8 protein-coding genes are annotated in these 14543 nt (G+C 68.2%); 5 read left to right on the top strand and 3 right to left on the bottom strand.

What is annotated here, in order from left to right:
• The first annotated feature begins 1 nt into the window (after position 1).
• From glgB to treY, 5 genes are read left to right on the top strand one after another with little or no spacing between them, the layout of a single operon-like run.
• Positions 2 to 2188, top strand: a complete 2187-nt coding sequence (gene glgB / locus FHP25_RS15105) for a 1,4-alpha-glucan branching protein GlgB (RefSeq protein ID WP_218578390.1) — start codon at positions 2 to 4, stop codon at positions 2186 to 2188.
• A 3-nt stretch (positions 2189 to 2191) separates the two neighbouring features.
• A complete protein-coding gene (gene glgX, locus FHP25_RS15100; protein ID WP_147847767.1) occupies positions 2192 to 4303 on the top strand; it encodes a glycogen debranching protein GlgX in 2112 nt (703 codons plus the stop codon).
• Positions 4300 to 6081, top strand: a complete 1782-nt coding sequence (treZ, locus tag FHP25_RS15095) for a malto-oligosyltrehalose trehalohydrolase (RefSeq protein WP_218578389.1) — start codon at positions 4300 to 4302, stop codon at positions 6079 to 6081. Before glgX ends, treZ begins: the two co-directional genes overlap by 4 nt.
• On the top strand, positions 6078 to 8165 hold the full coding sequence (gene malQ, locus FHP25_RS15090; RefSeq protein WP_147847766.1) for a 4-alpha-glucanotransferase: 2088 nt from the start codon (positions 6078 to 6080) through the stop codon (positions 8163 to 8165). Before treZ ends, malQ begins: the two co-directional genes overlap by 4 nt.
• Positions 8162 to 10921: a malto-oligosyltrehalose synthase gene (treY, locus tag FHP25_RS15085; protein ID WP_147847765.1), complete on the top strand. Its 2760-nt coding sequence runs from the start codon at positions 8162 to 8164 to the stop codon at positions 10919 to 10921. Before malQ ends, treY begins: the two co-directional genes overlap by 4 nt.
• A gap of 8 nt (positions 10922 to 10929) precedes the next feature.
• Here treY and FHP25_RS15080 read toward each other — a convergent pair whose 3' ends face one another.
• Genes FHP25_RS15080 through FHP25_RS15070 form a run of 3 tightly spaced genes read right to left on the bottom strand, consistent with a single transcriptional unit; the run spans position 10930 to position 14510 of the window.
• Entirely contained in the window at positions 10930 to 11955 is a 1026-nt protein-coding gene (locus tag FHP25_RS15080) for an ABC transporter permease (RefSeq protein ID WP_408068529.1), read from the bottom strand.
• Between the two features lie 15 nt (positions 11956 to 11970).
• Positions 11971 to 13473: a sugar ABC transporter ATP-binding protein gene (locus tag FHP25_RS15075; RefSeq protein WP_147847763.1), complete on the bottom strand. Its 1503-nt coding sequence runs from the start codon at positions 13471 to 13473 to the stop codon at positions 11971 to 11973.
• An 8-nt stretch (positions 13474 to 13481) separates the two neighbouring features.
• On the bottom strand, positions 13482 to 14510 hold the full coding sequence (locus FHP25_RS15070) for a sugar ABC transporter substrate-binding protein (protein ID WP_147847762.1): 1029 nt from the start codon (positions 14508 to 14510) through the stop codon (positions 13482 to 13484).
• Positions 14511 to 14543 lie beyond the last annotated feature (33 nt).

The raw sequence follows: 14543 nt of genomic DNA, 5'->3' as shown, positions 1-14543 counted from the left end.
CATGGTTCAGCACGCAGCCATCGACACCGGCGTCATCGATGCGCTGGTCAGCGGGCACGCCGGCGACCCGTTCGCCGTGCTGGGGCCCCATGACGGCCCTGGCGGCCACACCATCCGCGCCTTCCTCCCGGGCGCCTGCCGGGTCGACGTGCTGGCCCGGGACACCGGCGAGGCGCTGGGCACGCTGACGGAGGTGCATCCCGGCGGCGTGTTCTGCGGACCGGCCAAGAACAGACGACCCTACGTGCTGCGCATCGATTGGGGCAGCGCCGTGCAGGAGACGGAGGATCCCTATTCGTTTGGTCCTTTGGTCGGCGAGCTCGACCTCCATCTGATCGCCGAGGGCACGCATCAGGACCTGTCGTCCTGCCTCGGCGCCGTGCCCATGGCGGTCGAGGGCGTGCGGGGCGTCCGCTTTGCGGTCTGGGCCCCCAACGCACGCCGCGTCTCCGTGGTCGGCGATTTCAATCAATGGGATGGGCGCCGGCATCCGATGCGACGGCGCCACGGGGCCGGCGTCTGGGAGATCTTCATCCCCCGCCTCGTCGTGGGCGCGCCCTACAAGTACGAGCTGATCGGCCCCTCGGGCACGCCACTGCCGTTGAAGGCCGATCCCGTCGCGCGTGCCAGCGAGCCGCCGCCGGCGACCGCCTCGGTCGTCGCCGATGCTGCCCCCTTCCATTGGACCGACCAGGCATGGTGCCACGAGCGCGCCAGCCGCCAGTCCGCGACCGCGCCGATCTCGGCATACGAGGTCCATGCCTTGTCATGGATGCGGCCGGATGGCCGATCCCTGGATTGGGACGGCCTGGCCGATCGGCTCGTGCCCTACGCGGCCGACATGGGCTTCACCCACCTGGAGCTGCTGCCGGTCATGAACCACCCGTTCGCGGGCTCCTGGGGCTATCAGCCGATCGGGATGTTCTCGCCATTGGGCGGACTGGGCCCGCCGGTCGGCCTGGCGCGCCTGATCGATCGCTGCCATCGCGCCGGTATCGGCGTGCTGCTCGACTGGGTGCCAGGACATTTCCCCAGCGATGCCCATGGCCTGGTCCGCTTCGACGGCACGGCGCTGTACGAGCACGAGGATCCGCGCGAGGGCTTCCATCGCGACTGGAACACGCTGATCTACAACTACGGACGGCACGAGGTGCGCGCGTTCCTGATCGCAAGCGCGCTGCACTGGCTGGAGCACTATCACGTCGATGGCCTGCGGGTGGATGCCGTGGCCTCGATGCTCTATCGCGACTACAGCCGGCCGGCCGGCGAATGGATTCCCAACATCTACGGCGGCCGCGAGAATCTGGAAGCCGTCGCGTTCCTGCGCCAGCTCAATCAGACGATCGCCCAGCGCTATCCCGGCGCCGTGACCATCGCCGAAGAATCGACGGCATGGCCCGGCGTGACGCGTCCGATCGGCGAGGGCGGCCTCGGCTTCACGTTCAAGTGGAATATGGGCTGGATGCACGATTCGCTGCAGTACATCGGGCGCGATCCGACCCACCGCAGATACCACCATGACGAGTTCACGTTCAGCGCGGTCTACGCTTTTTCTGAGCGCTACGTGCTGCCGCTGTCGCACGACGAGGTGGTGCACGGAAAGCGATCGATCATCGGACGGATGCCAGGCGACCACTGGCAGCGTTTCGCGAATCTGCGCGCCTATTACGGCTTCATGTGGGCCCATCCGGGCAAGAAGCTGCTGTTCATGGGAGACGAGTTCGCGCAGGAGCGGGAATGGAACCACGACGCCCAGCTCGACTGGCATCTGCTTGACGATCCCATGCATCGCGGCGTGCAGATGCTGGTGCGCGACCTCAACAGGATCTACCGCGTCGAAGGCGCCCTGCATCGCCTGGACAGCGATCCCGGCAGCTTCCACTGGGTGGTGGTGGACGATCGCGACCAGAGCGTGTTCGCCTTCCTGCGATACGGACATGCCGGCGACCGCACCATCCTGTGCGTCTGCAACATGACGCCCGTCCCGCGCCACGGATATCGGCTGGGGGTTCCGGCCGCTGGCCTGTGGCACGAGCTCCTGAACAGTGATGCGGCCGTCTACGGCGGCTCCAATGTCGGCAATGGGGGAATCGTCATGGCAACGGACGTGGAAGCGCACGGCCTTCCAGCATCGCTCACGCTCACCCTGCCGCCGCTGGCCACCGTCCTGCTGCGCCAGGGCGGCTGATAGATGGTCCCCATTGCCGATCGTCTGCTGGCGGGCCGGCCCTATCCCTTCGGCGCGACCTGGGACGGCCTGGGGGTCAACTTTGCGGTCTTCTCCGCCCACGCGCACAAGATCGAGTTGTGCGTCTTTGACGCCTCCGGCCGCAAGGAAGTGGCGCGGCTGGCGCTGCCGGAATGCACCGACGAAGTGTGGCACGGCTATCTGCCCGACGCACGACCCGGATTGATGTACGGCTACCGAGCTCACGGCCCCTACGAGCCCCGGCATGGCCATCGTTTCAACCCGCACAAGCTGCTGCTGGACCCGTACGCCAAGCGCATCGCCGGAGAGGTGCGGTGGACCGACGCCCTCTTCGGCTACCGCGTTGGTAGCCCGCGCGGCGATCTGTCGTTCGACCGGCGCGACAGCGCCGCCGCCATGCCGCGGGCCATCGTCACCGTCGACGATATGTTCAGCTGGGAGAACGACAAACGGCCGGACATCCCGTGGGCGCAGAGCGTCATCTATGAGATGCATGTCCGGGGCGCCACGATCCGTCATCCCGACATCGTCGTTCCCGACCGTGGAACATTCTCGGCGCTGGCCGATCCGAGATTCATCGACCATCTCCACACGCTGGGCGTGACGGCCGTCGAGCTGCTGCCCGTTCAGGCGTTCCTCCAGGATCGCTTCCTTGCCGAAAAAGGGCTGCGCAACTTCTGGGGCTACAACACGCTGTGCTTCTTCGCGCCCGAGCCCCGCTACCTGGCCGACGGGTCGCTCATGAGCCTGCAGATCGCCATACGGCGGCTGCACGCAGCGGGCATCGAGGTGATCCTCGATGTCGTCTACAATCACACCTGCGAGGCCGGCGAGGCTGGTCCGACGCTGTCGCTGCGTGGACTGGATCACGCCAGCTACTATCGCCTGCAGCCGGATAATCCGCGGCAGCTGGTCAACGATACCGGCTGCGGCAACACCCTGAACCTGCCGCATCCGCGCGTCCTGCAGATGGTCATGGACTCGCTGCGCTACTGGGCCACGATGTTCCATGTCGACGGGTTTCGCTTCGATCTGGGCGCCAATCTGGGCCGAGAGGCCTCCGGTTTCGATCCCGGCTCGGGATTCTTCGATGCCCTGCGGCAGGATCCCGTCCTGTCCCGGCTCAAGCTGATCTCCGAGCCGTGGGACGTGGGGCCCGGCGGCTATCAGCTCGGCAACCATCCGTCGGGCTTCGCCGAATGGAACGACAAGTTCCGCGACTGCGTGCGGCGCTTCTGGCGCGGCGACGAAGGGCAGCGGCCCGAGCTAGCGGCCCGGTTGCTGGGATCCGGCGACATCTTCGAGCATCACGGACGCCGGCCCTGGGCGTCGATCAATTTCGTCACGGCGCATGACGGATTCACGCTGCAGGACGCCGTGAGCTACAGCCAGAAGCACAACGAGGCCAATGCCGAGGATAGTCGCGACGGACAGAATGAGAATTTCAGCGCCAACTGGGGCGTTGAAGGACCAAGCGACGATCCCGCGATCATCGATGTGCGCGAACGCATCAAGCGCGCGATGCTGGCGACGCTTCTCTTCTCGCATGGCACGCCGATGCTGCTGGCCGGCGATGAGATCGGGCGAACCCAGCACGGCAACAACAACGCCTATTGCCAGGACAACGAGACGACCTGGACCGACTGGGACGCCGCGCGGCTTCGCAGGAACCAGGCAATGATGCGGTTCACGGCCCGACTGCTCGAGCTGCGCCGCAGCCATCCGAGCCTGCGGAGCGATCGCTTCCTCCATGGCAGGGTCGAGCTGCTGCCGGGGCTGCGGGATGTCGGCTGGTTCGACGTTGATGGCGGACCGATGCCGGACGAAGCCTGGAACCAACCCCAAGACCACACGTTGGCACTGCGACGGGCCTGCCGAGTGGCACGAAGTGGCATCGACGCGACCCTGTTGCTGCTGAACGCCGGTGCCGCCAGGCAGAACTTCAAGCTGCCAGCGCCGGCATTGCCCTGGGTGACGCTCCTGGACTCGGCTGCGATCGAGCGCGCAAGCCGCGATGCCGTTCATGACGTGGTGAGGGTCGAGGCACGCAGCATCGTCCTGCTCGCCGCGCATATCGATGGAAAGGCGTTGTGATCAATCGGTTCTCGCACGCACTTCCCTTCGGCGCGTCGCTCCAACCGGACGGCAGCACGCGCTTTCGGCTATGGGCGCCGGACTGCGAGTCGGTGGGGCTTGAGGTTGACGGCCTCCCTGCCATCGCGATGCAGCCCGAGGCCGGCGGGTGGTTCAGCATCGTCGCCCCCTGCGCGGCGTCTGCACACTATCGTTATCGGGTGCGGCCGGACCTTGCCGTGCCGGATCCGGCGGCGCGCGCCCAGGCAGATGACGTCCATGGCGCCAGCGTCGTCGTCGATCCTCATGGCTATGTCTGGCAGCACGCCGACTGGTGTGGCCGGCCCTGGCACGAGACGGTCCTTTACGAAACGCATGTCGGCCTGATGGGCGGCTTCACAGGCTTGGCGAAGCGGCTGCCGGCCCTGGCGGCGCTGGGCGTGACGGCCGTCGAGCTGATGCCCATCGCTGACTTTCCGGGTGACCGGAACTGGGGCTACGACGGCGTGCTGCCATTCGCGCCCGACGCTGCTTATGGCACGCCCGATGAGCTGAAGGCATTGATCGACACCGCCCATGGCCTTGGCGTCATGGTGTTCCTGGACGTCGTCTACAACCACTTCGGCCCCGACGGAAACTACCTCAACGCCTATGCATCGCGCTTCTTCAGCGCCGACAAGCCGACTCCCTGGGGCGCCGGCATCGATTTCCGCCTGCCGGAGGTCCGGTGGTTCTTCATCGAAAACGCGCTCTACTGGCTGCAGGAATATCGCTTCGACGGCTTGCGGCTGGATGCCGTCCACATGATTGCCGAGCCCGATTGGCTGGACGAGCTTGCGCGCTCGGTTCGCGGCGCAATCGAGCCCCACCGGCATATTCATCTTGTCCTCGAGCATGACGGCAATGCCGCCGGCCATCTCACACGCGGCTTCGACGCACAGTGGAATGATGACGGCCACCACGCCCTGCACGTCCTGCTGACGCAGGAGCGCGGGGGCTACTATGCCGACTATGCCGATGCGCCCGCCAAGCATGTCGCGCGCTGCCTGGCGGAAGGCTTTTCGTATCAGGGCGAACCGTCCGCCTATCGCGGCGGCGAAGCACGCGGCGAGCCCAGCGCCCATCTGCCGCCGACGTCCTTCGTGCTCTTCCTTCAGAACCACGACCAGATCGGCAACCGCGCTTTCGGCGAGCGCCTCACAACCCTATGCCGGCCGGAGGCGTTGCGGGCGGCAACGGCGTTGCTTCTGCTGTCGCCCCAGATCCCGCTGGTCTTCATGGGCGAGGAATGGGGCTGCACCAAGCCCTTCCTGTATTTCACCAGCTATACCGATGCGCTCGCGGAAGCTGTCCGCGAAGGGCGGCGGCGGGAATTCGCGCGCTTCCCGGCGTTCGAGTCACCTGAAGAGCGGTCGCGTATCCCCGACCCCAACGCGCCATCGACCTACCGCGCCTCCGATCCGCAGGCTCCGTCGGCCGCATCGAGCCACGATCAGGGCTGGCTCGCCCTGTATCGCGGGCTCCTGGCGATCCGCCACAAGGCGATCGTGCCACACCTGCCCGGGGCCCAGGCCCTGGAGGCGCTGGCTGTCGACGACGCTGCCGTGCGCGCATCGTGGCGGCTGGGCAACGCCGCGGCACTGACGATCGCCTTCAACCTGGCCGCGGGACCTGCCAACTGCGGACCTCTCCAGGGAGAGGTGGTGTTCGCCACCGACGACGATGCGCGCCGTCTCGGCCCGCACGGCACGCTCCCACCTTTCAGCCTGATCGCCCTGCTAGCCGCCCCGAGCTCATGATCGATCCCACGCTTGCCTCTCTCGCCAAGGCGGCGGGTATCCTGGTTCATTGGAAGGATGCGTTCGGCAATCCGCAAGCCACCAACCCCGAATCACTGCGCGCCGTCCTGACGGCACTGGGCTTGCCCGTGGCGACGGATCGGCAGGTCCGCGAAAGCCGTGCGGCGCTGAAGGCCTCGGCCAAGGCGGCCGCCCTGCCCGCCCTGGTGACAGCCGTCGCAGGAGACGCCGTCGTGCTGCCATCCGGAGCGGCGACACCGGCGCGGTACCGCATCGACTGCGAGGATGGCCAGCAGATCGATGGCATGGCGTCCGTCGCCGCCGGCGGCAAGGTCACCCTGCCGCCTGTCGCAGCGAGCGGATACCACCGGCTGGTCCTGGATCATGGTGCGACGACGCTGGCGGTTGCGCCGCACCGCTGCTTCGGCATTGCCGACAGCCCCGGTCGCGCGCGCACCTGGGGCGCGACCGCTCAGCTCTATGCGCTGCGCCAGGCCGGCGACGGCGGCATCGGCAGCTATGGCGCGCTGGCCGTGCTTGCCCGTGCGCTGGCGAAGGAGGGTGCCGACGCGCTGGCGGTCAGCCCGGTGCACGCCATGTTCGCCAACGCCCCAGCGCGATACAGCCCCTACGCACCATCCAACCGCCTGTTCTTGAACGTCCTTCATGTCGACGTAATCGAGCTTTGCAAGCTGGCTGGTGTTGATCCGGACGCCGAGCCGGCGGCGCGGATGCAGCATGGCGAGGCGCTTGAACTGATCGATTGGCCGGCTGTGTCGGCCGCCCGGCTGAGCTTGATGCGCCAGGCATTCGATGCCCTGACAGCACGCGGCCTGCTGTATCCCGATGCCCCCCTAGGGCGTGATTTCGCCGCGTTCAGGCACGCGCAGGGTGTCGCGCTCGAGCGGCACGCGCGGTTCGAGGCGTTGCAGGCCCGCGTGCTGCGCGAGGACACGAGCCGCTTCCACTGGCAGACATGGCCTGAAGGATTTCGCGATCCCGGCAGCGACGCCGTCGCCGCCTTCGCGCGCGGCAGCAATGACGATGTCGCGTTCCACGCCTTCCTCCAGTGGCGCGCGGCGCTGGGCTTGGCCAAGGCGCAGGCTTCGGCGATCGACGGCGGCATGCGGTTCGGCCTGATCGCCGATCTTGCGGTGGGCACCGATTCGGCCGGCAGTCATGCCTGGGGCCATCAGCGGGAGATGCTGCCGACGCTGTCGGTCGGCGCACCGCCGGATCTCTTCAATCCGCTCGGGCAGGACTGGGGATTGACGACGTTCTCGCCGCACGCGCTGCAGCAGACGGGCTATGCGCCGTTCCTCGACCTGCTGCGGGCCGTGCTGCGCCACGCCGGCGGCGTGCGTATCGACCATGTGCTGGGCCTGAAGCGCCTATGGATGGTCCCGCACGGCGCATCGGCGCGCGACGGAGTCTATCTGACCCATCCCTTGCATGATCTGCTGCGTCTCGTGGCGCTCGAATCCTGGCGTCACAGGGCGCTGGTGATCGGCGAAGACCTCGGCACCGTGCCGCACGGCTTTCGCTCAACGCTGCGCGACGCCGGCATCCTGGGCACGCGCGTGCTGTGGTTCGAGCGCCGCAGCACCGGCTTCGTGCCAGCGCAACGATGGCCCGCGGAGACAGTGGCCACCAGCTCCACGCATGATCTGCCGACCATCGCCGGCTGGTGGGCGGGGCGGGACATCGAGTGGCGCGACCGCCTCGGCCTCCTGGGTGCGGACGACACGGCGGCAGGCTTGCAGGAGGACCGGCAGGCCGACCGCAAGGCGTTGTGGAGCACCTTGTGCAAGGCTGGCGTTGCCCAGGGTGAGCCGCCTGCGCGCGACGCCCCCCAGGATGTGCTGCGCGCCATCGCGGCTTTCGTCGGCAGCACGCCCTGCACGCTGGCGCTGCTGCCCTTGGAAGACATCCTGGGACTGGTCGAGCAACCGAACCTGCCGGGAACCATCGAAACCCATCCCAACTGGCGGCGCCGGCTGCCGCTCGCGGTCGACCGCCTGATGCAGGACCCCGCGGTCCGACTGCGGCTCGACGCGCTGTCGTCCAGCCGGCGAGCCCAATGACCGCGCCACGGGCAACCATCCGGCTGCAGTTCCATCGCGGCTTCACGCTCGACGACGCCGCGGCGCATGTGCCGTATCTCGCGGCCTTGGGCATCAGCCACGTCTACGCATCGCCGCTGCTGGCAGCACGTAAGGGTTCGAACCACGGCTACGATACGATCGACCACGGTGCCATCAACCCGGAGCTGGGCGGCGAGACCGCCCTGCACCGCCTGGTGACCGCTCTGCGTGCCCACGGCATGGGGCTGATCCTCGACATCGTGCCCAACCACATGGCTGTCGGCGGCGACGACAATGCCTGGTGGCTCGACGTCCTCGAGTGGGGGCGCCACAGCCTGCATGCGACGTTCTTCGACATCGACTGGCGGCCGCGCGATCCGTCACTGCACGGCAAGGTGCTCGCACCGTTCCTGGGCAGGCCCTACGGCGATTGCCTGCGGGACGGCGAGATCGCGCTGCGATTTGATCCCCAGGACGGGCGGCTGTTCGCCGCCTACTACCATCATCGGTTTCCCCTGGCGCCGCGGACCTACGCCGGCGTCCTGGAAGGCAGCCCCGCCTTTCATGAGCTTGCGGGCTATTTCTCCCGGACGCTCGCCGGCCCTCGCAATCGTCGTGCGACGCGGCGCGCGATGGCCGAGCTGCGCCATCTGCTGCAGGAACGCGCTGCGGGCAGCGACGGCGGCACGGCGATGGACACGCTGCTGGCCGGCTTCGATGGCCGGCATCATGAGGGACGGCAGCGGCTGCATGCGCTGCTGGAGCAGCAGCACTACCGCCTTTGCTGGTGGCGCCTCGCGGCCGACCGCATCAACTGGCGCCGCTTTTTCGACGTCAACGGCCTGGCGGCCCTGCGGGCCGAGCTGCCACGCGTATTCGACGCAACGCACGCCTTGATCTTGCGGCTCTTCGGTGAAGGGCTGATCGACGGCGTGCGTGTCGATCACGTCGACGGCGTGGCCGACCCGCAGGGCTATTGCCGCCGGCTGAGGGAGCGGCTCGAGGCGCTCGCCGGCCGGCGGACCGGCGATGCGCCTGCCGGCACACCCTATGTCGTCGTCGAGAAGATCCTGGCGCCCGGGGAGCAGCTGCGCGCCTCGTGGCGGACCGACGGCACGACCGGCTACGACTTCATGAGCGAGGTCTCGGCGCTGCAGCACGACCCGGACGGCGAGGCCGCGCTCGCGGCCCTGTGGCGCGACATCGCGAACCAGTCCGGCGACTTCGAGGACGCAGCGCATGCCGCCAAGCGAGAGCAGCTGAGCACGGCTTTTGTCGGCGCCTTCGATGCGGTCGCAGCCGAGCTGATCGGCTTCATGGCGCAGGATCCGACGGCCCGGGATATGTCGCCCAGCGCCGTGCAGCGCGCCCTGGGCGCCCTGCTTGTCCATCTGCCTGTGTACCGGCTGTATGGTGGCCCGCCCCTGGACAAGGATGACCGCGCCGTGCTGGCGACGGCGCTGCGTGGCGCGTGGCGGCGTATCGCCCCGCCGGACCGGCCGGCATTGCGCCTCGTTGCCCGCGCGCTCGGCCGGCCTGGATTCCTGGCGACGCCGGACCGGCAGCACCATCTGGCGCTGCAGCTGCAGAAGCTCTCCGCGCCGCTGGCCGCCAAGGCCGTCGAGGACACGGCGTTCTATCGCTATGGATGCCTGCTGTCGCGCAACGAGGTCGGCGCGTCACCCTCGCAGTTTGCGCTCTCGCCCGCGGCATTCGACGCCGCCTGCCGGCAGCGCCTGGAGACATTTCCCGACGCGCTGCTCGCAACCGCCACCCACGACCACAAGCGGGGCGAGGACACGCGCGCACGCCTTGCCGTCCTCAGCGAGACGCCGCAGATCTGGGCCGACGCCGTGCGTGGCTGGATGGCGATGAACCGGCATCTGCACGTCGGCGCCGGCCCAGATCCCGCCGACGAGCTGATGCTCTACCAGATGATCGTCGGCGCCTGGCCGCCGGACCTGCAGCCCCGCGACAGCGCGGGACTCACGGCCTACATCGAGCGGCTCGCCGCCTGGCAGCAGAAGGCGACGCGGGAAGCCAAGCGGCGCACCAGCTGGCAGATGCCTGATGTCCGCTACGAGGATGCCTGCCGCCAGTTCCTGACGCGGTCGCTTGGCGAGCATGTGCCGTTTCGCGACAGTGTCCACCAGCTCGTGCGCCGGATCGAGCGCGCGGGCGTGGTGAACGCCCTGACACAGGCCCTGCTCCGCATGACGGTGCCGGGGGTGCCCGACCTGTACCAGGGCACGGAGCTGTGGGATTTCAGCATGGTCGACCCTGACAACCGCCGGGCCGTCGACTTCGCGCTGCGCCAGCGGCTGCTGCAGCACGCCGGGCCGGCCGCATCGCTCCTCGCCAACTGGCGTGACGGGACGATCAAGCAGCACGTGGTCGCCCGCACCCTCGACTTGCGTCGGCGCCGCCCCACCCTGTTTGCACGGGGAGAATACCTGCCCCTGCAGACGGATGGTCCCCATGGAGCCAGCGTGATCGCCTTCGCACGCCTGCTTGAAGACGCCGCCGTCGTCGTCGTGGCGACACGCCTGCCCTTGCGCGTGCATCCCGACATGCAGGCGGCGCTGGTTCGGCCGGACCTGTGGCAGGACACGTCCGTCGTCCTGCCGCCATCGCTGCGGCAAGCGGCATGGAAGGACGTCCTCAACGAGAGGGCGCCGTTTGCGGCCAGCGAGCGCCTGATGCCGCGCGATGTTCTGGGCACCCTGCCCGTCACGCTGCTGGAGCGCGTCGCGTAGCGGCAGCCTCAATCGGCTGACGTCTCGCGCAGGCGCTGGGCGTACACGTTGATGATCAGGGCCAGCAGCAGGATCAGGCCGCGGATCAGGATCTTCAGGAAGCTGTCGATATTGACGTGGTCGAGGCCGTTGTTCAGCACGCCCAGCACGAACAATCCGACGATGGTGTTGCCGATGCCGCCACGGCCGCCGAACAGGCTCGTGCCGCCGACCACGACGGCGGCGATCGAATCCAGCAGGTAGGTGTCGAACTCGTTCTGCTGGGCGCTGCCGAAATGGGCCACGCCCAGCATGCCGGCAATGCCCGAGCAGACCGCTGATATCACCATCACGGCCCCGAGGATCAGCTTGACGTTGACGCCGGCATTCTCGGCCGCCTCGCGATTGCTGCCGACCAGGTACACGTAGCGGCCGAAGCGCGTGTAGGTGAGCACGAGATGGCTCAACAGCAGCACGAAAGCGGCGACCAGGACGATGCACGGGATGCCGCCGACCGAGCCCGAGCCCAGGGTCGAGATCAGGGCGGGAATCTTGTAGGCGATCTGGCCGCGCACCAGCAGCGCCGAGATGCCGGCGGCGATCTGCATCATGGCCAAGGTCATGATGAAGGACGGGATGCCGATCACCACCAATCCGGCAGCGTTGACCACCCCCAGCGCGCTGCAGGCCACCAGCGCCAGCAGGATCGCCACCCATCCCGGGACAGGGACGTTGGCGATGTTGACGTAGGAGTCCTGCAGCGTGAAGTAGGCGACGGCGATGCCCGTGGCGTTGGCGATGCTGGCCACCGACAGGTCGATCTCGGCGCACAGGATCACGAAGGTCAGGCCGGCGGCGATGATGCCGGTCACCGAGACCTGGGTGAGGATGTTGCCGACATTGCCCAGCGTCGCGAACGACGGGCTGACGACCGAGAAGAACACGATGAGCACGATCAGCGTCAGGAACGGCGCGATGTTGCGCATCTGGCTGCGCGCGATCGCGCCCAGGCCACGCCGGGCCGGCGCCGGATGAGCCGTGGAAGCGCTGGTGATGTCGTCATTCATCGCTCACGCCGCCTCCAGCAGCCGATCCTTGCTGACGATCTCGTCGGCGAACTCGCGCACCAGCTCACCCTTGCGCAGGACCAGGATACGATCGGCCATCGAGAGCACCGTCTCCGGCTCGCTCGACACGATGACGACGGCCAGGCCCTGCGCCTTGAGGCCGTGCACGATCTTGACCACCTCGTCCTTGGCGCCCACGTCCATGCCGCGGGTCGGCTCGCTCAGCACCAGCACCTTGGGCGGATAGGTCAGCCACTTGGCGAGCGCCACCTTCTGCTGGTTGCCGCCGGACAGCGCGCCGAGCAGGGCATCGACGCGCGGCGGCCGGATGCGCAGCGCCTCGATCTGGCGCTGTGCCAGTGCCCGTTCCTGCGCCGGCTTCAGGAACAGCCGCGACAGGCGGCCCAGGATGCTGATCGACGTGTTCTTGTAGACCGGCTCCTGGTGGAACAGCATCGCGCGGCGACTGTCGGGCACAAAGGCGACGCCGGCGCGCCGCGCGCCCGCCGTCCCGCCGCGCCGCAAGCGCCGGCCCGCGACGCGGATCGATCCGCGCTCGGGCGTCATCTTGCCGAACAGCACGCGCGCCAGCTCCGCCTGGCCGCAGCCCATGAAGCCGTAGATGCCCACGACCTCGCCGGCCCGGACCGACAGCGAGACGTCGCGCAGGCTGCGTCCCAGGCACAGGCCGTCGGCCTCGAGCACGACCGGGCCGGCGGCCGGCGCGGCCAGACGGATATCGTTGGTGTAGCTCTCCTCGAGCTCGGCATGGCCACGCCCGATCATGCTCTGGATCAGCCCGCCCTTGGTCGTGTCGGCCGCCGGGACCGTCATGATCTTGCGGCCGTTGCGGAACACGGTGACGGTGTCGGCGATGCTGAGGATGTCGTCGATGAAATGCGAGATGAACACGATGCTGCGGCCGGCGGCCCGCAGGTGACGCAGCGCCGAGAACAGACGCGCGATCTCGGGCGGCGACAGCGCCGAGGTCGGCTCGTCCAGGATGATGATCCGCGCGCCCGAGAACAGCACGCGCGCGATCTCGACCAGCTGCTGCATGCCGATCGGCAGGTCGCCCATCTGCTGCCGCGGGTCGGCATGCACGCCCAGCCTGGCCAGCAGCGACTCGGCCTCCTGCGCCATGCGCCGCCATTGCACCATGCCGAGCCGGTTGGTGATCTGGGTGCCGAGGAAGACGTTCTCGGCGACGCTGAGGTCCGGGGCGATGCTGAGCTCCTGATGGACCATGGCGATGCCGGCCGCGTGCGCGTCGCGCGTCGAGCGGAAGCGCACCTCGCGGCCGTCGAGCAGGAAGCGGCCGGCATAGTCGGCGTGAACGCCGGCGATGATCTTCATCATCGTGCTCTTGCCGGCGCCGTTCTCGCCGACCAGGCCGTGGACCTCGCCGGCGCGCAGCGTGAAGTCGACATCCTGCAGGGCCTGCACGCCGCCGAAGGCCTTCGAGACGCCGACCAGCGACAAGATCGGCGGCGGTGCGTCGGCCACGAGCCGGCTCAGATCAGGAAGTGATCCTGCATCCACTGCATGCCGGCTGCGTTCGCCTTGGTGACGACGGGCCCGTCGGTGATGACGTGCTTGGGGATCCCCTTGCCCGTCTTCTCGCCGCCGGCCACGGCCGCGACGCCGGCCACGATCGCCCCGCCATGGATGCGGCAGGAGGGATTGCGCACGGTCGCGAACATGCGGCCGTCGCTCACCGCCTGGATGGCGGGCGGCATGGCATCGACCCCGCCGATCAGGATGTTGGTGCGGTTGCGCGCCTTCATGATGTTGTAGGCCGCCAGCGCCATGTCGTCGTTGTGGAAGAAGGCGGCGTCGATCTGCGGGTACTTGGTCAGGTAGGTCTCCCACAGCCGCGCCGTCTTGGACACGTCCCAGTCGGCCGGCTGGGTGTCGAGCACCTCGATGTTGGGATACTGCTTGATCACCGACTGAAAGCCGCGCGCCCGGCCCTGCGCGCCGGTATGGCCCAGCGCGCCCTGGGTCATGATGATCTTGCCCTTGCCGCCCATGGCCGTGGCCAGGGCCTGCGTGACGGCGCCACCCATGAACTCGTTGTCCGGCGCCAGGAAGGAATGCACGTTGATCTGCTCCAGCGGGGCGATCAGCGTGTCCATGTCGATCACGGGGATCCCGGCGTCGATCATCTTCTGCACGGGCTGCGTCAGCGTGCCGATGCCGAAGGCCTGGATGGCGACGAAGTCCCATTTCTGCGAGGCCATGTTGTCGATGGCCGAGCGCTGCTTGACGGCATCGAGCTGGCCGTCGAACCACGTCACCTCGACGTTGAACAGCTTGCCCCACCATTCGGCGGCCTGCTTGCCCTGCGCGCACCATGTCGCCTGCAGGCCGGCGTTGGAGAAGGCGGCTTTCAGCGGCTTCTCCGACCGGCCGATCACGGCCTGCGCCAGCGCCGGGCTGATGCCGGCGCTGGCGAGCAATGCCGCCGCCAGGCCGGATGCGGCCGCGACCTGCATGAAGTCGCGCCGCGTCGTCGGGAGATCATCGTCCGTCCTAGACATCGTTTCGCTCCCTTCTTGCTTGACGGGGGATGG

The organism is Vineibacter terrae, from assembly GCF_008039615.1.
In the GTDB taxonomy this organism is placed as follows: Bacteria; Pseudomonadota; Alphaproteobacteria; order Reyranellales; family Reyranellaceae; genus Vineibacter; species Vineibacter terrae.
The sequence above is the reverse complement of the archived record's forward strand: the minus strand, read 5'-3'. Positions and strand labels throughout refer to the sequence as shown.